Below are 25,221 nucleotides of genomic sequence, written 5' to 3'. Positions count from 1 at the left end.
TCGGGGCGCGGGCTCAGCGGACCTGCGCGGCGACCGGGCCGGGCGCCTCACGACGCGCCGCCGGCACCACCGGTTCGGCGCAGATGTTCTTGGCCACCGCCAGCAGCTGCACCACGTCGGTGGCGAACGAGAACCCGCGGGCGTGCTGGTCGCCCGCCGCGTGGAACAGCCGGTACGCGCGGATCACCCACTCCGTGAGCGAGTCGTCCCGCAGCACCTCGTGCTCGCGCCGCCCGTTGACCGTGACGGTGAGCTGCGAGTGGTCGTCGTCCTCGCTCACCGCGTAGTGCCCGATCGCGGTGCCCCGCTCGAACTCCACCGTGATCCGGCGCTCCCGCACCGGCGAGGTGAGGTCGGAGCTGATCTCCGTGCGCATCCCGCTGTTGTGCCGCAGGCCGATCCGCGCGCCGCCCATCCGGGGCACCACCACGTCGCCCACCGTCAGGTCGTGCCCGGCCGCGTGCGTGACCCGGGCGCTGCCCGCGAGCCGCAACGCCAGGCCGACGCCGTGCGGCAGCTCCACGTCGAACGCGGTCCGCCGCGCCGGCGTGGCCAGCGACCGCCGGAAGTGCGGCTGGTCCTGCACGATCGAGATCGACTTGGGCTCGCCGAGCGTGCCGCCGCGCACCAGGTCGCTGAGCCGCGCGGTGAGCGCGCTGGTCAACCAGGGCTCGACCACCGCGATCCGCAGGCCGTGCTTGCGGCGCAGGCGGGTCACCCGGGCCAGGTCGTCGGTGTCGGCGGCGAGCGGCGCGTCCACGACCACGTTGCGGAACCCGCGCTCGGCCAGCTCGACCAGCACCCCGGTGCGCGCGGCGGGCGGCGTGCAGACGTGCGCCACCGCCTCGCCCGGGTCGAGCAGGGTGGCGGCCTCGCCGAGGCTGCCCACCACCGCCAGGCCCGGTCGGTCGGCCGGTGGCCGTCGCGGGTCGCACGCCACGATCGGTCGGTCGTCGAACAGCTGGCGGACCGAGGTCCGCGCTCTGGCCAGCACCGGCAGGTGCACGTCCGCACCGGCTCGGCCCAGTCCCACGACGAGTGTGCGCACTAGTGGGCCCCGCCTTGTCTCGTCCGGTTCCGAAGGCAACGAAAATGAGCGGTGGAGCGCTCAAATGTGGCCCCGACGTTGGCTCAGCCACGAAGTCCTGTCAACCACGCGTGGGGGAGTTGACCAGGAAGAGTGAACTGGCCGGCGTGCCCTCGCCGGGCCGCTGACCTGCCATACGCTCGCACGGCAGGCGGTGATCGCGGAGGTGGGAACGCTGACCGGACCATTCTTCGGACAACCCGAGACATTTTCCGAGTCGGCGCCGATAACCGGTCGGCGCATTGTCGCGGCGGCCGGGAACGGGCCTCCCGCGCACGTCCGGGAAGCCGCGGAATGGGAATGCGGGAGGCGGGCGTGACGACCTACGTGTTCGACCGGGCGCACGTGGCCGAGCAGCACCGCTGCGTCGCCGCGGCATACGACCCGATCACCTTCGCCCGGCTGGCGCAGACCGGGATCCGACCGGGCTGGCGGTGCCTCGAGGTCGGCGCGGGCGGCGGCAGCGTGGCGCACTGGCTGGCCGGGCGCGGCGCGGTCGTGCTGGCGACCGAGGTGCAGCCGGAGCACGTGCCGCCCGCGCCCGGCCTGACCGTGCTGCGGCACGACGTCGTGTGCGACCCGCTGCCCGACGCCGCGTTCGACCTGGTGCACGTGCGGCTGGTGCTGCGGCACCTGCCGGAGCGCGACGAGGTGCTGCGCAAGCTCGTGGCCGCGCTCCGACCGGGCGGGTGGCTGCAGGTGGACGAGTTCGACAACTCCTACCGCCCGGTGCTGCTCGCGCCGGACCGCGCGAGCGCCGAGCTGTACGAGACGTTCCTCGCGGTGAAGGACAGCGTGTTCGAGTCCTACGGCGTGGACTGCGCGTGGGGGCGCAAGGCGGCGGGCGCGATGGCGGACGCCGGGCTGGTCGACGTGGACCCGCGCGTGGTCGTGCACCCGTGGCGGACCGGGTCGCCGGGCGTGCGGCTGCTCGCCCACAACACCCACATGCTGCGGGACAGGCTGGTGGCGGCGGGCATGACCGACGCGCAGCTCGCCGCCGTGCGGGACCTGCTGGCCGACCGGCGGTTCCTGGCCGCCTCGCCGGTCGTCTACTCGGTGCACGGGCGTCGGCCGGCGTGACCTCGGGTCAGGCCGTCAGGCCGACCACGGGCGCCGGCGTGCCGCCGAAGGCGGTGCGGGCGACGACGATCGCGCCGGGCACGGCCAGGAGGAGGACGTCCGAGCGGGCCGGTGAGCCCGAACCGTCGAGGCGGACCGGGGTGGACGTGGGTGGTGAGCCGTCCAACGACTGGGTGACCAGGGTCAGCTCACGGCCGTTGTCGGCGCACGCGCGCACGTACGCGGTGCGCGTGGTGAGGTCGGCGGTGCGCGTCGGGCAGGCGTCGACCGAGAGCGGGGTGGTCGCGCCGGTGGCCGGGTCCACCGCGCGCAGGTCCGTGCTCGGACCGCCCGCCTGCTCCAGCTCCAGCAGCGGGGTGACGCCGAGGTCGGTGCGCACGGTCCACGGCCGCGCCGGGCGCGCCAGCACCCGACCGGTGTCGGTGTCCAGCAGGCCGTCCGGCGCCGCGTCCGGGTCCGGTCGCGCGCCGAACACCTGGAGGAAGGCGGCGGAGCCGTCCCGGGTGCCGCGCAGCAGGACGTCCTGCCGCTCGCCGTCGGACTCGGCGCGGGGCAGCCCGTGCCGCCACCGCTCCCGACCGGTCGCCTCGTCCAGCGCGGTGACGCCGAGCGTGTCGGCGCACTCCACCGGCACGAGCACCGTCGTGCGGCCCCACACCACCTGGCCGAACCACGACGCGCAGCCGGCCGGCGGCGACCACCGCCACCGGGCTTCGCCGGTCAGGACGTCGTAGCCGGTGACGACCTCGCCGTCGCGCAGGGCCAGCACCCGCTCGCCCGGCATGAGCTGCCCGGTCTCGACCAGCACGGACCGGACCACGACGTCGAAGCGCGGCGTCCCGGTGTCGGCGTCGAGCACCACGACCTGCTGCGCCCTCGTGTCGTGCGGGGACCGGTAGGACACGACCACCGTGCGCCGGTCCGCCGACGCCAGCAGGACGCCGACCGGCGCACCGGGCCGCGCGTACCGCCACTCGACCCGGCCGTCGTCGCCGTGCAGCGCGGTCACGGCCCCGTCCCGGGTCACGACGGCCACCCCGTGCCGGACGGGCACGACGTCCACCACGTCGGCGGGGGGCTGCCAGGCCCACTGCCGGTCGCCGGGTCGTTCGGCCACGGGCTCGGGCTCGAAGTCGCGGGCGTCGCGGGTCTCGGACCGGGTGATCACCGCGTCGGCCGCCGCGGGCGCGAGGACGGCCGCCGCCACGACCAGGACCGCGGCCACCGCGCCGGCCGGCCGGAACCGCCACCGCGCCGCGCGGCGCCATCGGGAGCGCCCGGTGCCGGGAGGGCCGGGCGGCCGTGCGCCGCCCGCGGCGGCTCGGCGGTCCTCGGAGCCGCCGCCGGCTTCGGCCGGGCCGCGGGCCGGTGAGCGGGTGGGGACGGCGGCCGGGGAGTCGGCGGGCCGGTCGCCGGATGAGCGGGCCGGGAAGTCGGCTGCCGGGCCGTCCGGTGAGTCGGTCGGTGAGTCGGCTGCCCGGCGGTCCGGTGCGCGGGTCGGGGAGCCGGTCGGTGGGTCGGCGGGGGAGCCGGCTGCCGAGTGGGTCGGCGAGTCGGTTGAGGAGCCGTCCGGTGCGCGGGTCGGGGAGTCGGCAGGCGCGGCGGTTCCGGCCGGGACGGCGTCCGCCGCCGGACGCCGGTGTGCGGCCCGGCCGAGCGCGGCGAGCGCGACCGCGAGCGAGCCGACCGCCAGCGCCGGCAGGTCGTCACCGGTCAGGCCGCCCCGCAGGTCCGCCACCAGCAGCCACCACACCGCGACCGCCGCCGCACCGCCGACCAGGGCCGCGAACACCCGCGCCCGGCGACCGCCCCAGAGCGCCAACGCCGCCGCCAGCACGACCGCGACCGCCAACCCGACCACCGCCGCGTCCACCCCCGGCCGCGGCGCCCCGCCCGACCGGAACGGCGCCCACCCGGCGCACAGCGCACCCGCCACCGCCACCCAACGCAGCATCCCGCCACCTCCCCGCGTGGGACGACGGCGGCCGGGCGTTCGTTCCACCCCCGCAGGTCGGGCCGGCGGGACGCCGCCCGCGATGGGGCAGAATCGGCCCGGTGAGCACCAACTGGGCAGGCAACTTCACCTTCTCCGCCACGCGGACCGCGCACCCGACGTCCGTCGCCGAGGTGCGGGACGCGGTCCGGGCCGCCGGGTCGGCCCGGGTGGTCGGCGCGGGCCACTCGTTCAGCACCATCGCCGACACCGCCGGCACGCTGATCAGCCTCGACCGGATGCCCGAGGTGTTCGAGGTCCGCGACGGCTCGGTGCGGGTCGCCGCCGGGACGCGCCTCGCCCGGCTCGCCGAGCGGCTGCACGCGGCCGGTCTGGCCCTGCCCGCCATGCCGTCGCTGCCGCACATCACGATCATCGGCGCGTGCGCCACCGCCACCCACGGCTCGGGTGACGACATCCCGTCGCTGGCGAGCCTGGTCCGCTCGCTCGACCTGGTCACCGCGGACGGCGAGCTGGTCACCCTGAGCCGGGGCGACGCGGGTTTCGACGGCGCGGTGGTGGCGTTCGGCTCGCTCGGCGTGGTGGTCGCGGTGGAGCTGGACGTCGTGCCGGCCTTCGACGTCGAGCAGCGCGTCTACCGGGACATGCCGTTCGACACCCTGGTGGAGAACGTGGACGCGGTGTTCGGGAGCGCCTACAGCGTGAGCGCCTTCACCACCTGGCAGGGCGTCGCGCACGTCTTCGCCAAGCACCGCACCACCGACACCCGCCACGACCTGGCCTGGACGGGCGCGTCGCCCGCCACCGAGCCGGTGCACCCGGTGCCGGGCCAGCCCACCCTGCACTGCACCGCGCAGCTCGGCGTGCCCGGTCCGTGGCACGAGCGGCTGCCGCACTTCCGCGCCGACTTCACCCCGAGCGTCGGGCGCGAGCTGCAGTCGGAGTACTTCGTGGGCCGCGAGCACGCCGCCGACGCGCTGCGGGCGCTCCACGACCTGGCCGCCGAGGTCGCGCCCGTGCTGCTGACGTCCGAGGTCCGCACGATCGCGGCCGACCGGCAGTGGCTCAGCCCGGTGCACGGCCGGCCGAGCATCGCCTTCCACTTCACCTGGCGGCCGGACGACGCGGCCGTGCGCGCCGTGCTGCGCAAGGTCGAGGCGGTGCTCGACCCGTGGCGGCCCCGCCCGCACTGGGGCAAGCTGTTCGAGCTGCCCGACCCCGGCGCCCGGTACGACGACTGGGCGCGGTTCGCCGCGCTGCGCGGCGAACTCGACCCCGCCGGGAAGTTCCGCAACACCCTGGTCGACGGCTGGTTCACCGGATGAGCGCCGGCGTCACATCCGCGCGAACCGCCGCAACCCCTCCAGGTCGGGCACGACCACGTCCCGGCGCAGGTGGCTGACCACCACACCGGCCTTGCGCAGGTCGGCGAACGCCTTCTCGGCGGTGCGCGGTTTCATCCCGGCGATGGAGGCCAGCTCCACCTTCGTCAACGGGATGCCGAGCACCCACCCGCCGACCTCCTGCCTGCCGTGCGCGCCGACCAGCTCGGCCAGCACCCGGGCGACCCGCTCGGCGGCGGTGTGCGACAGGAAGTCGCGCCGCCGCCGGTTGGCCCACCGCAACTGGTCGTCGATCACGCCGATCAGCTCGACGAACCCGTCGTTGCGGCGGTGCAGGAAGCCGTGCAGCTCGGCGCTGGTGATCAGCTTCGCGGTGACGTCGCCGCAGGTCACGACCGTCGCCGAGCGCGGCTTGTGGTCCAGCGCGGCCAGCTCGCCGACCAGGTCGCCCCCGACCCGGACGGTGAGCACCGCGGTGTCCCCGCTCTCGTCGTTGACCATCACCTTCACCACGCCTTCCAGCAGCAGGAAGACGTGGGTGTCGGTGGCGTCCTGGACGATGATCTCGCGGTCGGCGGCGTAGCGGACCGTGGTGCCCAGCGACAGCAGCTCCTGGCGGCTGTTCTCCCGCAGCCGCGACAGCAGCGTCCCGGCCGGCCACTCCTGCGGCGCCACGCTCTGCCGCACGGACGGCGTGCCGGGCTTCGCGGTGGCCAGGGAGCGCCCCGCGTCCGCGAACGACGCGTACCCGCGCTCGAACGACAGGTCGGGCCCGACCCCGGACAGCAGCGCCTCGCACGCCCGCCGCTGCTCGTCCAGCGCCTGCACGGCCGGGTGGCCCGCGCCCAGCGCGGCCACCGCCCGCATCGACGCGTCCCGCACCACGTCCAGCAGGCGTTGCGCCTGGGACCGGGTGCCGTCCAGGTGCGCCAGCTCCAGCTCGGCCGACGCCAGGTTCGACGTCGCGATCACCGCGTGCGGGTGGTCGACGCCCAGCCGGGTGGCGGTGCGGTCGGCGGCGGAACGCAGGCTGGGCAGCGCGAGCCGGGCCCGTTCGGCGGACCGGCGCACCCTGGCCAGCTCGAACTCGGCGGACGCCAGGTTCGCCTGGGCGACCAGCGCCCGCGGGTGGTGCGTGCCCAGCGCGTTGAGCGCCCGGTCGGTCGCGTCGCGCAGGTCGGTCAGCGCCTCGGCGACCTCCTCGGCGTCACCGTGGTCGCGCGCGATCCGGAACCGCGCGCACATCAGGTTCAGCCGCAGCACGCACGTCTGCGGGTGGTTCGAGCCCAGCACCGTCGTGTTGCGCTGTAACGCCAGCTCCAGCGCGCCCGTCTCGGTCGGTTTCGCGTGATCGAGGGCCACCGCCACGGAGCCGACCGCGACCGGGTCGGCCAGCGGCACCGGGTCGAGGAAGTCGCCGACGACCTGGCGCAGCGTCGCGCCCCGGCCGAACGCCGTGCTCGGCACCCGGCGCCGCACCTGGCGCGGCGTGATCATGCCGGGCTCCCGCCGCCCGCGCGCCACCGACGCCAGCGCCTGCTGGTCGCGCACCCGCGCCGCCTCCGGGCCGGTCGGGTCGACCAGGGCCAGCATGGCGATCAGCAGCGCGTCCGCGGCGTCCGCCGAGCCGATCCGGGTCAGCGCGGCGGCGCACCGCAGGAGCCGGTCCGCGTCGCGGCGCGCGCTGAGCGCGTCCAGCGAGCGGGCCAGGTCCACCGCGAGACGACGGGCGGCCTGGCGGTCCGGCGCGGACCTGGCCAGGACTGCTTCGAGTTCGACCATTCGGCTGTTCATCCGGCACCCCAGGTGGTTGCTCGGTCTGCGACGGCGCGGCTCCTGCGTTCGGACGCCGTGTTCCGGCGTTCGGGCGCGAGGGCTCGCGCCGCCGGAGTGGAATCCTCGTCCATAGCGGCGATATCGGTTGCTCCGGGCATTCGTTAGCGCGTACCTGACATTGTTACGTCATGAATGGTCGGATGTTCGAACCTTGTCCGCACCAGTGCGGTAAACCGTGCGAGTTTTTGGTCGTAGTGAACTCCGCCGCGGCCGCGTCCGGCCACCCGGCGGCGTGATCGTGGAGCACCGCTCGGATTTCGGCGCCGCGCGGACGTGAGGGATCCGCGCGAATGAGGGGGTGGCACGTCCCGACGCGCGCCCGCCGCCGTGGCACAGTGATCGCATGCGGGTGGGGGTCTTGGGGCCGCTGGAGGTGGTCGCGGACGGCGCGGCGGTCGAGGTCGGCGGCGCGCGGGTGCGCGCGCTGCTGGTCCGGTTGGCGGTCGCCGCGGGCCGCGTGGTCACCACCGAGGAGCTGGCCGACGCGCTGTGGCCCGACGACAAGCCCGCGGACGAGGTCGCCGCGGTGCGGTCCCTGGTGTCGCGGCTGCGCCGCGCCCTGCCCGCCGACGTGCTGCGGTCCGCGCACGGCGGCTACCGGCTGGACGTGCCCGCCGACGCCGTCGATGCGCTCCGGTTCGACCGGCTGGCGCGGGAGGCCAAGGCGGCGCTCGCCGCCGGCGACCCGACCACCGCGGGCGACCGGGCGGAGGAGGCGTTGGCGCTGTGGCGCGGACCGGCGCTGGCCGACGCGGCGGGCGCGCCGTTCGCGGTCGGCTACGTCGCCGGCCTGGACGAGACCCGGCTGGCCCTGCTGGAGGACGCCGCCGCGGCCGACCTGGCCCGCGGCCGCGCCGGGCACCTGGTCGCCGAGCTGACCGACCTCGCCGCGCGCCACCCGCTGCGCGAACGGCTGCAGGCCCTCCTGCTGCGCGCCCTGGTCGCGACCGGGCGTGCCGCGGAGGCGTTGGCCGCCTACGAGGACATCCGCCGCCGGTTCGCCGACGAGCTGGGCGCGGACCCCGGACCCGAGCTGCGCGAGACGCACCGGGAGATCCTGCGCGCCGAACCCGCCGACCAGCCGCGCGCGGGCGCCCTGCGGACGCCGCTGACCCGGCTGATCGGCCGGTCCGCCGACGTGGACCGGGTCGTCGGGCAGCTCGCCGCGCACCGCCTGGTGACCCTGGTCGGTCCCGGCGGCGCGGGCAAGACCCGGCTGGCCACCACGGTCGCGGCCCGCGTGCCCGGCGGCGCGTGGCTGGTGGAGCTGGCCGCCGTGACCGACCCGGACGACGTCGCGCCCGCCGTGCTCGGCGCGCTCGGCCTGCGCGACCAGCGCGCCGTCGACCGGTCGGTGGCCCACGTCGACCCGATGACCCGCCTGGTGGACGCGCTGTCGCGCACCGAGGCCGTGATCGTGCTGGACAACTGCGAGCACCTGGTCGAGGCCGCGGCCCGGTTCGCCGACGAGCTGCTCGGCCGGTGCCGGCGGCTGCGCGTGCTGGCGACCAGCCGCGAACCGCTCGGCGTGTACGGCGAGGTGGTCAGCCCGGTGCCGCCGCTGGACGGCGACGCGGCCGTGCGGCTGCTCGCCGAACGGGCGGCGGCCGTGCGACCGGGGTTCGCCGTGACGCCGGAGAACGCCGACGCGATCGCCGAGGTGTGCCGCCGGCTGGACGGGCTGCCGCTGGCGATCGAGCTGGCCGCGGCCCGGCTGCGGTCGCTGACCGTGGCGCAGCTCGCGGCCCGGCTCGACGACCGGTTCCGGCTGCTCACCGGCGGCAGCCGCACCGCGATGCCGCGGCACCAGACGTTGCGCGCGGTGGTGGCGTGGAGCTGGGACCTGCTGTCGGAGCCGGAACGCGACTTCGCCGAGCGGCTCGCCGTGTTCCCCGGCGGGTTCGACCTGGAGGCCGCCGAACGGCTCGCCGGCGACGACGCGTTCGACCTGCTCGCCGCGCTCGTCGACAAGTCGCTGGCGCAGGTCGTGGACGGCGGACGGTACCGGATGCTGGAGACGATCCGCGAGTTCTGCCTGGAACGGCTCGCCGAGGGCGGTCGGGTCGCCGCGGCCAGGGCCGAGCACGCCGCGCACTTCCTCCACCTGGCCGAGACCGCCGAACCGCACCTGCGCGGCAAGGACCAGCTGACCTGGATCGCCCGGCTGGAGGCCGAGCGGGACAACCTGGTCGCCGCCCTGCACTTCGCCGCCGACCGCGGCGACGCGGACACCGCCGTGCGGCTGGCCGCCGCGATGAGCATGTTCTGGACCATGCGCGGCAACCGCGCCGAGTCCGTGCCCTGGCTGCGCCTCGCGCTGGCCGTGCCGGGCGACGCGCCCGCCACCGCCCGCCAGGTCGTGTCCGCGTTCCTGCTGGTGAACAACGCGGTCACGGGCGGCTCCGAGAGCCTGGACGAGCACATCGCCCGGCTCGCCGCGCTGGCCGCCGAGTCCACCGGCGAACACCCGGTGCTGGTGCTGCTGGAACCGATGCTGGGCCTCTTCTTGGACGACGCCGAGCGGGCGTTGGCGGCGGTGGACCGGCGGCTGGACGCGCCGGACCCGTGGACGCGGGCCGTGCTGTGGATGGTGCGCGGCGCGGTGCGCGAGAACCAGGGCGACCTGCTCGGCGCGCGGGACGACATGACGACCGCGATCGCGGGGCTGCGCGAGGTGGGCGACCGGTTCGCGCTGGCGCAGGCGTTGACCGGGGTGGCGGACGCGCACCTCGCGTTCGGCGAGCCGGAACAGGCGCTCGCGGCGTTGGAGGAGTCGGTCCGGCTGATCGGCCGACTGGACCCCGACGACGACACCGCGCACGAGCGCATCCTGATGGCCCTCGCGCGCATGCAGTTGGGCGACTTCGACCGGGCGCGGGCGGGGTGCCTGGCGCTGACCCGGTCGTCGCCGCACCCGTGGTCGGCCCGCGGCGTCGCGTTCGCCCGGCTCGTGCTGGGCGACCTCGCCCGGTACGAGGGCGACCTGGTGGACGCCGAACGGCAGTACGAGGCGGCGGTCGAGTCCGTCGTGGACGACCCGGTGTCGGCCCCGCGGTTCCGGGCGCGGGTCCTGGCGTCCCGCGCGCACCTCGCGGTGGAACGGGGTGAGCCGGAGGCGGCGGCCGATGCCCTCCGCGAAGCCGTGGACCTCGCGCTGACGGCCAAGGACATGCCGGTGCTCGCCCGGATCGCGGTGGCCGAGGCGGCCTGGCACGCCCACCGCGGCGACCCGGCCCGCGGCGCGAAGGCGCTCGGGGCCGGCGAGCAGCTGCGCGGCGCGCCGGAAGCCCGCGACCCGGAGGTGGCGCGGCTGACCGCCCGGCTGCGCGCCGACGTGGGCGACGCCGCCTTCGACCTCGCCTACGCCTCGGGCGTCGCCCTCGACCGCGCCGACGCCCTCGCCCTGGTCCGCGCGATCCCCTGACGCGCCTTCCGCGCACCACGACGGCCGCGACACGGGGTGGGCTCGTCCGGCCGGATCCCGGTACCGGCTGCGGTCGGCCCCCATGCGGGTGGCGCAGCAGTTCCTGGCCGCCCTGGCCCGTGACCGGGACGGCCCGGTCACCGCGCTGAAGGACCACCTCGACGGCGGCGCGCCCGCCGAACCGAACCGGAGGACGCCATGACCGACGACAGCTACCTCACCACCCTGACCGTCGACCGGACGCCCGCGGAGGTCTACGCCGCCGTCCTCGACGTGCGCGGCTGGCGGTCGGAGGAGGTCGAGGGCGAGGCGGACCGGCTCGGGGCCGAGTTCGCCTACCGCAACACGAGCCTGCGCGACCTGATCACCAAGGGCGCGGGGTGGCCGAACTGCGGCGACCGCGCGCACGTGCCCGCCCGCACCTCGGGCTGAGCCGCCCTCGGTCGGCTCCTACCGTTCCCGGTCGGCTCGTGCCGCTCCTGGCCGGGTTGAGCCGCGCCCTCGCCGGGAGCGGCACGAGCCGGGCGGGTCGAGCCGCTCCCGGCCGGCCACTGCCCGACCGGGACCGGGCCGGCCCTCCGGGGTGGGTCACCGTGCGGAGCGCTGGCGCGTCCGAGCACCAAGCCGGCGGTCCGCGTCCGCCGCGTTCGACCACCAGCCCGGCGGTCCGCGTCCGCCGAGGTCTCAGGCGGCCCGGCGGTTGATGGCGTACGCGGCGACCGCGGCGCGCGAGGTGACGCCGAGCTTGGTGAAGATGTTGCGCACGTGGGCGTCCACGGTGCGCACGCTGAGCACCAGCCGCTGGGCGATCTTGGCGTTGGTCAGCCCGTCGGCGATCAGGTCGGCGATCTCGGCCTCCCGGCGGGTCAGCTCGTCGTCCGGCCGCTGCGCGGACGGGCGGCCCGCGACCCGGTGACCGAGCCGGCGCAGCCCGCGCACGGCCTCGTCGTGCAGGCGGTGCGCCCCGGCGGCCGCGAACGTGGCCCGGGCCCGGTCCAGCTCGGCGACGGCCTCGGCCCGCCGCCCGGCCGCGGTCAGGGCGAGCCCGGCCAGCAGGTGCGCCCGGCCGAGGTCGAGGCGGTCGTCGGCGTCGGCGAACACCGCCGCCGCGGCGCGGGCGTGGTCGAGCGCGGGGCCGGGGCGGTCGCGCGCCAGCAGCAGGTGGCCGCGGGCCAGCCGGACCAGCCCCGCGCGGCAGGGCAGGACGGCGTCGAGACCGGCCGAGGCGGCCGCCATGCGGTCGAGCCAGGACCGGGCGGCGTCCAGGTCGCCGACGCCGAGCGCGGAGTAGAAGAACACCTGGTACCAGTTGGGCCGGTGGCCGGGGTCGACCGCGGCCAGGTCGGGCCCGCCCGCCGCGTCCGCCACGGCGCGCAGGCACTCCGCCGGTTCGTCGCCCGCGTTCAGGCGCGCCTCGCCGTGGACGATCGCCGCGGTGGCGGCCCACCAGTCGCGGTCCCGACCGGCCGCGGTCACCGCCCGCTCGCCCGCCCGCCGGGCCAGGTCGACGTCGCCCTGCCGGTTGGCCACGAGCGCCTGCAGCGTGTAGGTCATGGTGCGCAGCTCGTCGCTGCCGGACAGCTCGGCGGTCGCGACGGCGTCCTCGGCGAAGCGCGCCGCGAGGTCCAGCTCGCCGAGCCACTGGTGGTCGCACGCGATGCCGGCCAGCAGGAACGGCAGCAGGTACTCCTGGCCGGACGTGCGGGCCAGCCGCAGCCCGCGGTCGAAGTGGCCGAGCGCGTCGTGGAACCGCTCCAGGAACATCTCGGTCCACCCCTGGTGGACGCACGCCTCCAGTTGCGTGGTCAGCGTCCGGTCCGGCAGGGAGTCCACGAGCGCCGCCGCGGCGGTCACCCCGGACCGGGCGGCGTCGATCGCGCCCGTGACGTAGTCGGCGAGGGCGATCAGCGCGGCGCTGTGCGCCCGCAGCGGCAGGTCGCCCGCCGCGCACGCGGTCCGGTGGGCGTGTTCGACCAGGTCGCGGTCGGCGGTGAAGTCACCGGCGAGGATCGCGATCATGCCCAGCTCCAGTTGCAGGTCGGCCGCGACGACCGGGTCCGCGACCGCGTCCAGCTCGCGGCGCAGCAGGGCGCGCGCCCGGGTGTGGTGGCCCAGCAGCCGCTCGATCGTGCCGGCCAGCGCGACCGCGGGCGGGCGTCGGCGGTCGCCCGCCGGCAGGCCGTGCAGCACCCGGTCGACGACCTCGCGCGCGTCGTGCGGGCGGCCGTCCGCGGCGACGCACCCGGCCAGCCGGATCCGCAGCCCGTGCTCGGCGGGATCGGCCGCGGGCAGCAGCGCCAGGGCCTCCCGCAGGTAGGTGGCGGCGACCCCGGGCGCGTGCCAGCGCAGGTCGTCGGCGGCCCGGCGCAGCAGCTCGACGGCGTCCCGGTCGCCGACGGCGGCGGAGCGGGCGACGTGCCCGGCGCGGGCCGCGGGGGACGCGCCCCTCCGCCGCAACGCCTCCGCGGCCCGCGCGTGGGCGTCGCGCCGCCGGCTCGCGGCCGTGCTGTCGTAGATCACCTGCCGCAGCACGTCGTGCCGGAAGACGAAGCGGGACAGGCCGTGCGGGCGGACGACGTCCCGCCGGTGCGCCTCGTCCAGCGCCCCGGTGATCGCGTCGTGGTCGAGTCCGGCGACCGCCGCGACCAGGTCGGCGTCGAACGGGTCGCCCACCACGGCCGCGGCCCGCGCGACCCGCCGGGCGAGCGGCGACAAGCCCGCGAACTCGGCCAGGAGCACGGCGTGCAGCGGGGTGCCCGTCGGCAGGCCGCTGCCGGCGAGCGCCCGCAGGTACAGCGGGTTGCCGCCGCTCGCCTCGTGGAGCGCGGCGGCGCGGGCCGGGGCGACCCCCGGACCGAGCAGTTCCGCGACCTGGGCCCGGGTCAGCGGCGCGAGGTCCAGCCGCCGCACGCCCACCCGTCCCTCGGCCAGCGCGGCGGTCAGCCGGGGATCGACCTGCCGCGGCCGGTAGGCCACCAGGACGACCAGGCGCGCCTGCGGCGGCTGCCGGACCAGGTACGCCAGGAACTCGACCAGGGCGGAGTCCGCCCAGTGCATGTCGTCCAGCGCGAGCACCAGCCCCCGGGAACCGGACAGCCGTTCGAGCAGGGCGCGCAACGCGCGGTGGACGCGGTGCCGCTCCGCCCTGGCCGGGCCGGTCCCGCGCAGCGCGGGAAAGATCTCCGCCAGCACGGCGCGGTCGTCGCCGGACAACGCCCGGAGCCGGCCGTCGCGTTCGGCCACGAGGTCGTCCAACGCCTCGACCAGGGCGCCGAACGGGCCCGCGCCGTGGTCGCCCGCCCTGGCGTGCACGGCCACCACGCCGTTGCCGGCGGCCTCGGCGAGCACCGAGGCCACCAGCGACGACTTCCCCACCCCCGGCTCGCCGACCACCTCGACGACCGCGCACCGCCGTGACCGCGCGGATTCCGCCAGCGCGGCGCGCGCCGCCGTCATTTCCCCCTGTCGCCCGACCAGCACCCCAGCCCCCCGGTTCCCCGTCGTCGGGGGAAAGGATCGGATGGCGCGGGCACAGATACACCGCGGAAAAGAATAGGCGTCGCGCATCGGGGCGAGGAAATTCAATTGACAATCGGCGGTATTTCCGACTTTTCTTGTCGACCGGGAAAGCCGCAGGTCAGGTGCGACGGCGGTAGGCCTGGACGGCCAACGGCGCGAACACGGCCACGAACACCGCCGACCACATCAGCGTCCACGCCACCGGCCCGGCCACCGGACCGCCGACCATCAACCCGCGCGAGGCGTCCATCACGTGCGTCACGGGGTTCACCTCGACCCACGACCGCAACCACCCCGGCAGCGTGGCCGCGGGCGCGATCATGCTGGTGCCGAACGTCAGGGGGAACAGGGCGACGAACCCGATGCCCTGCACCGCGCCCGGCTGCCGCACCAGCATCCCCACCAGCACGAACGCCCAGCTCAGGCAGAACGCGAAGAGGATCACCAGCAGGCACGCCGCCAGTGCGGGCAGCACACCGGTCTCCACCCGGAACCCCATCAGCGTGCCGAACAGCAGCAGCGACACCACCGCCACCACGTACCGGATCAGGTCGCCGAGCACGGAGCCGATCAGCGGCGCGGACCGGCCGATCGGCAGGCTGCGGAACCGGTCGAACACGCCCTTGCCGATGTCGGTGTTGAGGTTCACCCCGGTCGCCATGCCGCCGAACACGGTCGTCTGCACCATGATCGCGGGCAGCAGCAGTTGCAGGTACTCGTGCGTGGAGCCGGACACCGCGCCGCCCAGCAGGTACACGAACAACACCACGAAGATCACCGGTTGGAGCGTCACGTCCAACAACTGCTCCGGTGACCGCATGGTCTTGATGAGGCTGCGCCGGGCCAGTGCGAGGCTGTGCCGCGCCAGGCCGAACGGACGCCGTCCCGTCCCGACCGCCACCGCGGGCGGAGCCGCCACCGTCGTCATGCCGCCACCTCCGTGTGCTTGCCGGTCAGCGTGAAGAAGACCTCGTCCAGGCTCGGCAGCCGCAGCGACAGCTCGGTCACCGGGATCCGCCGCTGGTCCAGCCGCCGCACCACCTCGGTGAACGCGGCGTCGCCGTCCACCGGCACGGTCACCACGCCGCGGCCGGTGGACTCCGGCTGGTGCCCGGACACCTCGGCCAGCACCGCGGCGGCGTCCGCGAGCCGGGCCGGGTCCGCGGGCCGCACCAGCACGGTCTGCCCGCCGACGACGCGCTTGAGCGCCGCGGGCGTGCCGTGCGCGATCACCTTCCCGTGGTCGATCACCGAGATCTCGTCGGCCAACGCGTCGGCCTCCTCCAGGTACTGCGTGGTCAGGAGCACGGTCGCGCCGTCGGCCACGAGCGCCCGCACCACCTGCCAGATGTCGTCCCGCTTGGCCGGGTCCAGCCCGGTGGTCGGCTCGTCCAGGTAGATCACGTCCGGCCGGCCGACCAGGCTCGCGGCCAGGTCCAGCCGGCGGCGCATGCCGCCCGAGTACGTCTTGACCTGCCGGCCGCCCGCCTCGGTCAGCTCGAAGTCGCGCAGCAGCTCGGCGGCCCGCGCCTTGGCCTGCGCGGTGCGCAGGTTCAGCAGCTGCCCGATCAGCACGAGGTTCTGCACGCCGGTCAGGTCCTCGTCCACCGAGGCGTACTGCCCGGTCAGCCCGATCATCCGGCGCACCCGCGGCGCGTCCGCGACCACGTCCACCCCGCCGACCGCGGCGCGGCCGCCGTCCGGGCGCAGCAGCGTGGCGAGGATGCGCACCGCCGTCGTCTTGCCCGCGCCGTTCGGTCCGAGCACCCCCAGCACGGTGCCCGGTCGCGCGGCCAGGTCGACCCCGTCCAGCGCGGTGGTCCTGCCGTACCGCTTGACCAGGCCCTCCGCCTCGAAGGCGTAGTCCATGTCGGTTCCCTTCCTCCGGTGTTCGGGCACGACGGTCCGGGGAGGGCATGCCATCGGGCGTGCAGGCACGTGTCATCGGGCGTGTCAACCCCGGCGCGGCCGGCATGCCCCCGGCATACCGGGTCGTTCACGGACGTCCGCGGGCGTCCCGGGTCGTTCCGCCGCCGGTCACGAGCACCGGCGGGACCGCCGGGCGTTCCGCTTGCCGAAGCGGAACGCGGCCATTCGGTTCTGCGCGGGCCGCCGTTGGTCCATCCTGTGCGCCCGAGAACCGCCCGGTCAGCGGTGCCCCGTTCCGCGCCGTGGCGGCGGCCGCCGAGCTGGGCGTGGCCGACCTGCTCGCCGCCGGTCCGCTCGACACCGCCGAGCTGGCCGAGCGCACCGGCACGCGGGCCGACAAGCTGCGCCGCGTGCTGGACTACCTGGCCGCGCTCGGCGTGCTGCGCCGTGACGGCGAGCGGTGGTCGCCGACCGAGGTCGGCGCGTTGCTGCGCGCCGACGTGCCGGGGTCGCAGCGCGACCTGGCACGCATCTACGGCGGCCTGTTCTACCGGTCGTTCAGCGGGCTGGAGCACACCCTGCGCACCGGCGAGAGCGGGTTCCGCCACGTGCACGGCGCGCAGCTGTTCGAGCACCTCGCCGCGCACCCGGCCGACGCCCGGCTGTTCGAGGGCGCGATGGCGGCGGGCACGAGCTTCCTCGGGCTGGTGCCCGGCCTGCCGGACCTGCCCGCGACCGGCACGGTGGTCGACGTGGGCGGCAGCGACGGGCGGCTGCTCGACCTCGTGCTGACCGCCGCGCCCGGCCTGCGCGGCGTGCTGTTCGACCGGCCGCACGTGACCGCCGCGGCGGCCGAGGTGCCGGCCGCGCACGGGGAGCGGGCCGAGGTGGTCGCGGGCGACTTCTTCCACGACCCGGTGCCGGCCGGCGGCGACCTGTACCTGCTGTCGCGGATCATGCACGACTGGGACGACGAGCGGTGCTCGGCGATCCTGCGCAACGTGCGCGCGGCGATGGCCGAGGGCGCGACGCCGGCCGTGGTGGAGCGCCCGATCCGGGACGACCCGGGCACGCTGCTGCCGCTGGCGTTCGACGTGCACATGATGGTCAACACCGTGCAGGGCGGCGAGCGGACGACCGACGAGCACCGGCGGCTGCCGGCGGCCGACGGCTTCGCGCTGGAGGACGTCCGCGAGCTGCCGCTCGACATGGCTGTGCTGATCGCCCGCGCGGTCGTGTGAGGGCGCTCTCACCAGTCCGAATGCTGGAAATCGGCTTCCTTGTCGCCCATTCGGGTGACAAGGATCGCCGGTGTGCCCCTGCTGAGTGAGACAGCGCCCGCCCCGACCGGGTCCAGACCTTTCGTGCCGCTGGTGTCGGTGAGCCTCCTGACGGGGGTCGGGTACGCGCTCGCGGGCCCGTTCCTGTCGCTGTTCCTGGTCAAGGAGGTCCAGGCCGGTCCCGTCGCGGTCGGGGCGTTCCTGCTGCTCAGCGGGCTGTCGTCGATGCTGGTGAGCACGGTGGTCGGGCGGTTGTCCGACTCGCGGGCGATCCGGCGCGCGCTGCTCGCGGTCGCCGGGGTGGCGGGCGCGCTGTCGTGGGTGCTGTTCGCCGCGGTGCGCGAGTACTGGGTGCTGCTGGTGGTCTCGATGACGCTCTTCGCGCTCGCGTCCTCGCAGATCCCGCAGATGTACGCCTACGCGCGGCAGGTGCTGGAGCGCAGCGGCTCGGCCCGGGCGCCGCTGGTCATGAGCGGGCTGCGGACGACGATGTCGGTCGCCTGGGTCGGCGGACCGCCGCTGGGCGCGCTGCTGATCGCGGGCGGCGGGTTCACCGGCCTGTTCGGCGCCAGCGCCGCGGTGTACGTGCTGGCCACCGCGGTGATCCTGGTGTGGCTGCCGAAGCTCGGCCCGGCGACCCCGCCGGCCGCCGACGTCCCGGCCGGGGTCGGCATGCGCCGGGAGGTGGTGCTCGCGGCGTCGGCGTTCGTGCTGCTGCAGGGCGCGACCTCGGTCGGCGTGGTCGCGATGCCGCTGTTCGTGACCGAGGGCCTGGGCGGCACGACCGGTGACGCCGGCCTGGTGCTGGGGCTGTGCGCGGCGCTGGAGATCCCGCTGATGCTGGGCTTCGGCGCGTTGGCGATGCGGGTCAACCACCGGGTGCTCGTGCTGGCGGGCGGCGCGGTGGCACTGGCGTACTACTCGGTCATGCTGGTCACGCAGGCGACGTGGCAGGTGATGGCCGCCCAGGTGCTGCACGCGGTGGTGATCTCGGCGGTGATGGGCGTCGGCATCTCGTACTTCCAGGACCTGGCCCCGGACCGGCCGGGGTACGCCAGCACGTTGTTCACCAACACCTACAAGACCGCCACGATGCTGTCCGGGCCGTTGCTGGGCCTGGCGCAGCACCTCGGCTACCGCACCGCGTACGGCATGGGCCTGATCATGTCGGTGCTCGGGGTGGCGTTGCTGCTGGCCGCCCGCAGGCCCGCCAGGTGACCGGGTTGCCCGCTCCGGTGTGCCACGCGCGCGTGGCGGATCACGCACGGTCAGTGAACCGACCGTCTGGTTTGCGCTCTTCGAGCGGTTCTCCGCGAAATTCGGGTCTGCGGTGCGGCGGCGTTGCTAAACCTTCCCCAGGGGGAGGAGGCCGACGGTGCCGAGAGGGTTCTACACCGACGACCGGGGACGGGTGCGGCCGGTCGGCGGCGGGGGAGGGCGCAGCGGGTCGGTGCTGCTGGCCGGGCTGCTCGCGCTCAGCGCGGTCGGGTACGGGGGAGCGGTCGGGCTGAGCACCGGCGGCTCCGGCGGTGGCGGTCCGGGGCCGGGCGTGGCGGAGCGCCGGGCCGAGGGCGTCGACCTCGCCCGGCGCGGTGACGTCGAGGGCGCGTGGCGCAGCATCGGGTTGCGCGAGCTGAAGCGGACCGACCGGCGGCGGAGCGGGTGCGAGGCGGCGTCGTTCGGGGAGGTGCGGGAGTTCCTGCTGCGCAGCGGGTGTGCGTCGGTGGACCGGGTGCTGATCACCGTGGGCGACGAAGCGGGCAACTCGGCGGTGGTGGCGGTCGCCTGGGTGGTCTTCGGCTCGGGCGGCGAGGCGCGGGCGTTCCGGGACGTCGTGGACGCGCCCGGCGCCGGTGACGTGCGGGCGTTGGGCGCGGCCGAGGTCGGTCTGGCCGACATCGCGTTCACCGGCGCGAACTACGGCTCGGACCTCGACCGCACGACGGTGGCGGTGGCCGAGGCCGAGGTCGCCACGGGGCACCTCACGCCGGCGGCGCTGGACGCGGTGGCGGAGGTGGCGGCGCGGCTCCCGGCGTGAGCGCGGGGTCGCCGAACGAGGCGCGGCGCGCGGCCCGGCGCAGCGTCCGCAGCAGCACCGGGCCGGTCACCAGGACCAGGATCGTGGTGGTGATCGCGCGGCCGACGTCCCAGCCGAGCGAGGTGGCGAGGCTGAACGCCACCACGCGCACCAGGTTGTCCAGGATCGGCGCGCCCGGCTGGAACGACAGCGACGTGCTGCCCGCGCCCAGCGCGAACGGCCAGAACGACAGGTTCAGCAGCAGCCCGTACACCAGCGAGGCAGCGGCGCTGTACCCGCCCAGCAGCGCCAACTCGGCCTTGCCGCGGGCGGGCGGCAGCAGCCCCGCGCCGAGCGCCACCCACGCCGCGGCGAGCATCTGGTAGGGCAGCCACGGCCCGACGCCGCCGGTGAGCAGGGCCGACGCGAACAGCATCGTGTTGCCCAGCACGAACCCGAAACCGGGCCCGAAGACCCGGCCGCCCAGCACGAGCAGGAAGAACACCGTCTCGACACCCGCCGTGCCCGCCCCGAGGGGCCGGATCGCCGCGCCCAGCGCGGACAGCACGCCCAGCATCGCCACGGCCTTCGCGTCCAGGCCGCCCTCGCTGATCTCGGCCAGCACGACCGCCAGCACGAGCGGCAGCAGCAGGGCGAACACCCACGGCGCGGTCGCGCCTTGGGCGATCACGGCGTCCGCGGACACCAGCAGCGGCCACCCGAACGCGACGATGCTGATCGCGGCGGCCACGCCCAGGGCGACGGCGGCGCGGGACCGGATCCGGACGGGCGCGCCGTTCACCGGGCCGCCAGGGCCGCGCGCACGTCCGCCACGGTCAGCCACTGCTGCGGTGCCAGCACCTTCGCCACCTGCGGCGAGAACACCGGCGACGCGGTGACCACCTCGGCGGTCGGCCCGTCGGCCACCACCTCGCCCTCGGCGAGCACCACCACGCGGGTCGCGTACTCGGCCACGAACTCCACGTCGTGGGTCGCCAGCACGACCGCGTGCCCGTCGTCGGCGAGGTCCCGCAACGCCTCGGCCAGTCGCGTCTTCGCCGGGTAGTCCAGGCCCCGGGTCGGCTCGTCCAGCAGCACGGCGCGCGGCGACGGGGTGAGCGCCACCGCCAGCACCAGCGCGAGCCGCTGCCCCTCGGACAGGTCGCGCGGGTGGCGGTCGTCCGGGATGCCCGGCGCGAGCCGGTCCAGGAACTCGCGGCACGTGCCCGGGGACCGGCCGGACTCGCGGTCGGCCTGCGCGCACTCGCCGCCGACCGTGTGCAGGTACAGCAGGTCGCCGGGCTGCTGCGGCACCAGGCCGACGGCGCGCCGCCGCGGTCCGGGCTTCAGCGTCGCCGGGTCCACGTCCTCCACCGCCACCTCGCCGCCGGACCGCTTGCCGGTGCCCTGCACGGCCCACAGCAGGCTGGACTTGCCGGACCCGTTGCGGCCCATCACCGCGACCCGCTCACCCGCGCCGACGTCCAGCGACACGCCGCGCAGCGCGTCCACGGCGGAGTAGCGGACCCGCAGGTCCCGAACCCGCACCAGGCCCGCTGCCGGTGACGACGTGGACGACGCCGGCGCGAGCCGTGCAGGCGCGGACGACGCGGATGTGGGCGTGGGTGGCGACGACGTGGACGACGCGGATGTGGGCGTGGGTGGCGCGGATGTAGGTGGCGCGGGCGTGGACGACGTGCGCGCGGGTGGCGTGGATGCGGGTGGCGCGGCGAGGCGGTCGCGCAAGGGGCCGGCCCTGCGCCGCGCGTCCCGGATGGACACCGGCACCGGGTTCCACCCGGCGAGCCGGCCCAGCCGCACCACGGGCGGCGCGACCGGGGCGTCCGCCAGGACCGGACCGGGGTCGCCCGCGACCGGCGGCAGCCCGCCGCCCGGCAGCCACACCACGCGGTCGGCGTACTGCGCGACCCGTTCCAGCCGGTGCTCGGCGATCAGCACGGTCATGCCGAGGTCGTGCACCAGCCGGTGCACCGCGGCCAGCACGTCCTCCGCCGCGCCGGGGTCCAGCGCCGAGGTCGGCTCGTCCAGGACCAGCACCCGCGGGTGCGCGGTGAGGGCCGCGCCGACGGCCACGCGCTGCTGCTGCCCGCCGGACAGGGCGGCCAGCGGGCGTCGGCGCAGGTCGGCCAGCCCGAGCAGGTCCAGCGTCTCCTCGACCCGCTTGCGCATCACCGGGTTGGGCAGCCCCAGCGACTCCATCGAGTACGCCAGCTCCTCCTCGACCGAGTCGGTGACGAACCCGGCCTGCGGGTCCTGCGCCACCACGCCGACCACGTCCGCCAGCTCGCGCGGCGGGTGCGTGCGGGTGTCGCGGCCGTCCACCAGCACGCGGCCGGTGAGCGTGCCGCCGGTGAAGTGCGGCACCAGCCCGTTGACCGCGCGCAACAGCGTCGACTTGCCCGACCCGGTCCGCCCGACCACCAGGCACAGCTCGCCCTCCGGCACGTGCAGGTCCACCCCGGCCAACGCGGGCGCGGCGGCGTCGCGGTAGGTGACGGAGACGTTCTCGAACCGGATCACTGGCCCATCCTGTTCCTGGCGACGACAACGGGCGCGAGCGCGCACAGCAGGCCGACCGCGGGCAGCAGCGGCAGTTCGGGCGGGACCAGCGGCACGGTGTCCGGGGTCAGCGCCGCCCGGCCGAGGCCGTCCGGGGCGAGGTACGTCGCCAGCGCGGCGAGCAGGCCGGACGCGGCGACCAGCAGCTCCCGCGGCCCCCACCGGTCCGGCCGGTACCGGCTGCGCCGCACCCGCCGCGACCCGGTCCACAGGCCCGCGACGGCCAGCGCCGCCCCGGCCGCCAGCATCGGCGTGCCGACCGTGTTCGGGGTGCCGCCGCCGAGCAGCCCGTACGCGCCGACGCACAACCCGACCAGGCCGCCCAGCACCAGCACGCCCGTCAGCACCCTGGTCCGCCGCGGCAGCCCCGCCGCCCGGCCGTAGCCGCGCGAGTCCATCGCCGCGGCCAGCACCAGGGACCGCTCGAACGCGTCCTCCAGCACCGGCACCATCAGCACCCGCATCGCCCTCACGCCGCGCACCGCGTCACCCCGCAACGCCCGCGCCCGGCGCACCGACCGCGCGCTGGCCACGAGCTGCGGCGCGACCGTCAACGCCACCACCACCGCCACGCTCACCTCGTACAACGCGGCCGGCAGCGACCGCAGCAGCCGCTTGGCGTTGGCCAACGCGTTCGCCGCGCCCACGCAGCACAGCAACGTGGCGAGCTGGAGCCCCTGGTACAGCGCGAAAGCGAGACCCTCGGCGCTCACCGGACCACCCAGCCGGATGCCCTTCGCCCAGTCGGGCAGCGGGATCTCGGGCAGCGTCACGAGCACGGTCGGCCCGCCCACACCGCCGAGCAGCACGTGCAGCACCACCCGGACGGCGAGCACCACCAGGGCGAACTTGAGGAACACGCCGTACGCGCTCGCCCACGGCGTGTCCTCGCGGCACGACACGGCGACGTACCCGGCGACCGCGATCACCAGCGCCAGCAGCAGCGGGTTGGTGGTGCGGGCCGCGACGGCGGCCAGGCACAACGCCCACAGCCACCACGCACCGGGGTGCAGGCTCACTCCGCCGCCCTGGCGCGCCGCCGCGCGGTCCACACCCCGAGGCCGGCCAACGCGGCGATCACCACGATCCCGATCACCAGGCCGACCGCGCCGCCCGAGTCCGGCGTCGGCTCGGCTCCTGCTTCCGGTGACGCGCCGTCCGTCGGCACGACCGGACTCGACGAAGTGCCGCCGACCGTCGTTTCCTCGGCGGAGGAAGGCGGCGTGGTCGTCGTCTCCGCCGTGGTGGTGGTCGTCTGCTGCGTGGGTTCGGCGGTCGGCGGGCCGGGCTGCCGCGGCGCGGGCGGTTGCGGCTGATTCGGTTGGCCGGGTTGACCCGGTTGCGCCGGGTTCGGCGCGGGTTGCCCGGGGTCGGGCGCGGGGGGCGCCGGTGGGGCGGGCTTCGGCGCGGGCGCCGGCGGCGCGATGCCCGGCGGCTCGCCCGCGCCGAACGACCAGCCCTCGACGGTGCCCGGCGCGGGGTCGTACGCGCTCGCGCTCGTGCTGCTGTAGACCCACGACTCGCCGGGCCGGCCGTGCCAGTAGCCCCAGTAGGCCGTGGTCGGCGACGTGGTCCGGCACGGGTCGCTGCTCGGCTTGCCGTTGATCCGGCACACGAACCCCGGCTGGAGGGCGGCGAACGTGTAGCCGAATCCGGCGGCGCTGAGCGCGTCCGTCCCCGTGGCGGGGTCACCGGGCGCGCACCCGGTCTGCACGCCGCCGCCCAACGAGCGGAAGTCCACGACGACCGTGACGCCCGCGCAGTCAGCCGCCTGCGCGGTCAGCGGGGCGTTCGTCATCGCGAGCCCGACGACGGCCGCCGCCGTCAGCGCTCGCGCCCACCGGCCGGTCACTTCCGCGCATCCGCGTACCGCTTGCGCGACAACAGGACCGTGAGCACCCCGCCGACCAGCAGCAGCGCGCCGACCCACAGCGCCGGGCCGACGTCCGCGCCAGTGCGGGCCAGGTTGCCCCGGTTGGCCGTCACGGCCACCACCGCGGCGGTCGTGGTGGTGGCCGTGACGGAGGCGTCCGTCGTGGTGGTGGTCGCGTCGGTGCCGGTGGTCGTCGTGGTGTCGGTGCTCGTGGTGGTGGCCGCGGTCGACGACGTGGTGGTGGCCGGGCAGTCCAGCACCGGCGTGCCCGGCGTGCCGCCGTCGGCCGTCAGGTCGCCGAAGCCGACGCCGACCAGGCCGAGGACGCCCTGCGCGCTGGCGCGCAACGACGAGGCATGCTGGAAGCCCGTCGCGTCGAACGCGATCGCGCCCCGGTCGGCCTCGGCGGCCGTGCAGCCGACCTGGAGCGAGGTGAGGAACCGGACGGCGAGGTCCGCGGTGGCCGTGCGGCCGCCCGCGCGCAACGCCTGCGCGGCCAGACCGGTGCTGTTGGCGTTGCCCGCGTCGGTCGCGCCCTCGTCGCGGAAGCCGCCGCCGGGCTGCTGCACGCCCTCCAGCCAGTCGAGGGCCTCGCCGGCCGCGGCGGTGTCGCCGACGGCCACCAGCGCCTGCACGGCCATGGACGTGGCGTCCACGTGCGACACGCAGGGCGTGGCCTCCAGGATCAGCGGGAAGCCGCCGTCCCCGCACTGCTGACCGACGAGGTAGTCCACGGCGGCCCGCGGCGCGCCCTGCGCGCGGTCCAGGGCGAGCACCGCGAACGCCTGGCTGAACCCGTTGGAGAAGTCGCCGTACTGCGACTTGTTGACGAACCGGCCGGACGGGGCCTGCAACGCGGTGAGGCCCGCGATCAGGTCCTCGCCGCCGAAGTCCGACGGGTCGCCGCCGCGGACCTGGACGGCCAGCGCCAGCTTCGCGTAGGAGCCCGCGAACGACTCGGCGGGGTCGTCGAAGTGCAGGTAGTTGGCGATGACCTCCGGCCGGGCGAGCCACGCGAGCGCCTTGTCCGCGCTGTCGGAGGCCACCCCGGCGGCGGTGAACGCGAACAGCGCGTCCAACGTCGAGCCCTGGTCGGGGGAGGTCGTGCCGGGGTAGAGGAAGTGGTCGCCGTCGACGAGCTGCCGGGCCAGCCACCCCGCGGCGGCGTCGCTCGCGTCCGTCGTCGGCACCGCCCGCGCCTCGTCCTGGCTCCGGGCGGCGGGGGCGAGCGCGAGCGCGGTGACAGCGGCGGCGGCGATGACGGCGGCGGTCCGTCTCAACGACATGTTCTGCCTTTCCGGGGCGCAAGGCGCGAGCGGACCCCGGACAGCCGTGCTCGCCGCTTCCCGGGCTCCG

General features: G+C 76.1%; 18 protein-coding genes. 7 read left to right on the top strand and 11 right to left on the bottom strand.

Going from position 1 to position 25,221, the window contains the following annotated elements; translation table 11 throughout:
- Positions 1-13: 13 nt before the first annotated feature.
- Positions 14-1,033 (bottom strand): Gfo/Idh/MocA family oxidoreductase, encoded by a 1,020-nt coding sequence (locus tag ACWEFJ_RS06150; RefSeq protein ID WP_378098199.1) that lies wholly within the window; start codon positions 1,031-1,033, stop codon positions 14-16.
- A gap of 369 nt (positions 1,034-1,402) precedes the next feature.
- Between ACWEFJ_RS06150 and ACWEFJ_RS06145 the strand changes: the two genes are divergently transcribed.
- Positions 1,403-2,170: a class I SAM-dependent methyltransferase gene (locus tag ACWEFJ_RS06145; protein ID WP_378098202.1), complete on the top strand. Its 768-nt coding sequence runs from the start codon at positions 1,403-1,405 to the stop codon at positions 2,168-2,170.
- Positions 2,171-2,177: 7 nt separating this feature from the next.
- Here the strand turns inward: ACWEFJ_RS06145 and ACWEFJ_RS06140 are convergent, their stop codons facing one another.
- Positions 2,178-4,124, bottom strand: a complete 1,947-nt coding sequence (locus ACWEFJ_RS06140) for an outer membrane protein assembly factor BamB family protein (protein WP_449713094.1) — start codon at positions 4,122-4,124, stop codon at positions 2,178-2,180.
- Positions 4,125-4,225: 101 nt separating this feature from the next.
- Between ACWEFJ_RS06140 and ACWEFJ_RS06135 the strand changes: the two genes are divergently transcribed.
- The gene (locus ACWEFJ_RS06135; RefSeq protein ID WP_449713093.1) at positions 4,226-5,449 is read left to right on the top strand and encodes an FAD-binding protein; all 1,224 of its coding nucleotides are present in this window, start codon (positions 4,226-4,228) and stop codon (positions 5,447-5,449) included.
- Between the two features lie 9 nt (positions 5,450-5,458).
- Here the strand turns inward: ACWEFJ_RS06135 and ACWEFJ_RS06130 are convergent, their stop codons facing one another.
- Positions 5,459-7,261, bottom strand: a complete 1,803-nt coding sequence (locus ACWEFJ_RS06130; protein WP_378098027.1) for a cyclic nucleotide-binding domain-containing protein — start codon at positions 7,259-7,261, stop codon at positions 5,459-5,461.
- A gap of 385 nt (positions 7,262-7,646) precedes the next feature.
- Between ACWEFJ_RS06130 and ACWEFJ_RS06125 the strand changes: the two genes are divergently transcribed.
- Positions 7,647-10,727, top strand: a complete 3,081-nt coding sequence (locus tag ACWEFJ_RS06125; RefSeq protein WP_449713092.1) for a BTAD domain-containing putative transcriptional regulator — start codon at positions 7,647-7,649, stop codon at positions 10,725-10,727.
- Between the two features lie 198 nt (positions 10,728-10,925).
- Positions 10,926-11,159, top strand: a complete 234-nt coding sequence (locus ACWEFJ_RS06120) for a hypothetical protein (protein WP_449713091.1) — start codon at positions 10,926-10,928, stop codon at positions 11,157-11,159.
- 252 nt (positions 11,160-11,411) lie between these two features.
- On the opposite strand, the gene ACWEFJ_RS06115 is transcribed toward ACWEFJ_RS06120, so the two are convergent.
- From ACWEFJ_RS06115 to ACWEFJ_RS06105, 3 genes are all read right to left on the bottom strand, one after another.
- Positions 11,412-14,294: a helix-turn-helix transcriptional regulator gene (locus ACWEFJ_RS06115; RefSeq protein ID WP_449713090.1), complete on the bottom strand. Its 2,883-nt coding sequence runs from the start codon at positions 14,292-14,294 to the stop codon at positions 11,412-11,414.
- A 70-nt stretch (positions 14,295-14,364) separates the two neighbouring features.
- Complete coding sequence (locus ACWEFJ_RS06110; RefSeq protein WP_449713089.1) at positions 14,365-15,174, bottom strand: ABC transporter permease; 810 nt, start codon at positions 15,172-15,174, stop codon at positions 14,365-14,367.
- Complete coding sequence (locus ACWEFJ_RS06105; protein WP_378095601.1) at positions 15,171-16,115, bottom strand: ATP-binding cassette domain-containing protein; 945 nt, start codon at positions 16,113-16,115, stop codon at positions 15,171-15,173. Before ACWEFJ_RS06105 ends, ACWEFJ_RS06110 begins: the two co-directional genes overlap by 4 nt.
- Positions 16,116-16,417: 302 nt before the next feature.
- Here ACWEFJ_RS06105 and ACWEFJ_RS06100 point away from each other — a divergent pair, with 302 nt between their 5' ends.
- The 3 genes from ACWEFJ_RS06100 to ACWEFJ_RS06090 all read left to right on the top strand — a co-directional run bounded on the left by ACWEFJ_RS06100 (position 16,418) and on the right by ACWEFJ_RS06090 (position 19,433).
- Positions 16,418-17,356: a methyltransferase gene (locus ACWEFJ_RS06100; RefSeq protein ID WP_449713088.1), complete on the top strand. Its 939-nt coding sequence runs from the start codon at positions 16,418-16,420 to the stop codon at positions 17,354-17,356.
- 138 nt (positions 17,357-17,494) lie between these two features.
- A complete protein-coding gene (locus ACWEFJ_RS06095; RefSeq protein WP_449713087.1) occupies positions 17,495-18,613 on the top strand; it encodes a sugar efflux transporter in 1,119 nt (372 codons plus the stop codon).
- A gap of 157 nt (positions 18,614-18,770) precedes the next feature.
- Entirely contained in the window at positions 18,771-19,433 is a 663-nt protein-coding gene (locus tag ACWEFJ_RS06090; protein WP_449713086.1) for a hypothetical protein, read from the top strand.
- On the opposite strand, the gene ACWEFJ_RS06085 is transcribed toward ACWEFJ_RS06090, so the two are convergent.
- Genes ACWEFJ_RS06085 through ACWEFJ_RS06065 form a run of 5 tightly spaced genes read right to left on the bottom strand, consistent with a single transcriptional unit; the run spans position 19,378 to position 25,151 of the window.
- On the bottom strand, positions 19,378-20,214 hold the full coding sequence (locus ACWEFJ_RS06085) for an ECF transporter S component (RefSeq protein WP_449713085.1): 837 nt from the start codon (positions 20,212-20,214) through the stop codon (positions 19,378-19,380). The two genes, ACWEFJ_RS06090 and ACWEFJ_RS06085, sit on opposite strands and share 56 nt — an antisense overlap.
- A complete protein-coding gene (locus ACWEFJ_RS06080) occupies positions 20,211-21,953 on the bottom strand; it encodes an ABC transporter ATP-binding protein (RefSeq protein ID WP_449713084.1) in 1,743 nt (580 codons plus the stop codon). Before ACWEFJ_RS06080 ends, ACWEFJ_RS06085 begins: the two co-directional genes overlap by 4 nt.
- The gene (locus tag ACWEFJ_RS06075; protein WP_449713083.1) at positions 21,950-23,011 is read right to left on the bottom strand and encodes an energy-coupling factor transporter transmembrane component T; all 1,062 of its coding nucleotides are present in this window, start codon (positions 23,009-23,011) and stop codon (positions 21,950-21,952) included. The genes ACWEFJ_RS06080 and ACWEFJ_RS06075 overlap by 4 nt, the downstream gene beginning before the upstream one ends.
- The gene (locus ACWEFJ_RS06070; RefSeq protein WP_449713082.1) at positions 23,008-23,844 is read right to left on the bottom strand and encodes a hypothetical protein; all 837 of its coding nucleotides are present in this window, start codon (positions 23,842-23,844) and stop codon (positions 23,008-23,010) included. The genes ACWEFJ_RS06075 and ACWEFJ_RS06070 overlap by 4 nt, the downstream gene beginning before the upstream one ends.
- A complete protein-coding gene (locus ACWEFJ_RS06065; RefSeq protein ID WP_449713081.1) occupies positions 23,841-25,151 on the bottom strand; it encodes a peptidase in 1,311 nt (436 codons plus the stop codon). Before ACWEFJ_RS06065 ends, ACWEFJ_RS06070 begins: the two co-directional genes overlap by 4 nt.
- Positions 25,152-25,221: the final 70 nt, after the last annotated feature.

This window comes from Actinosynnema sp. NPDC004786 (assembly GCF_053601135.1).
The sequence above is the reverse complement of the archived record's forward strand: the minus strand, read 5'-3'. Positions and strand labels throughout refer to the sequence as shown.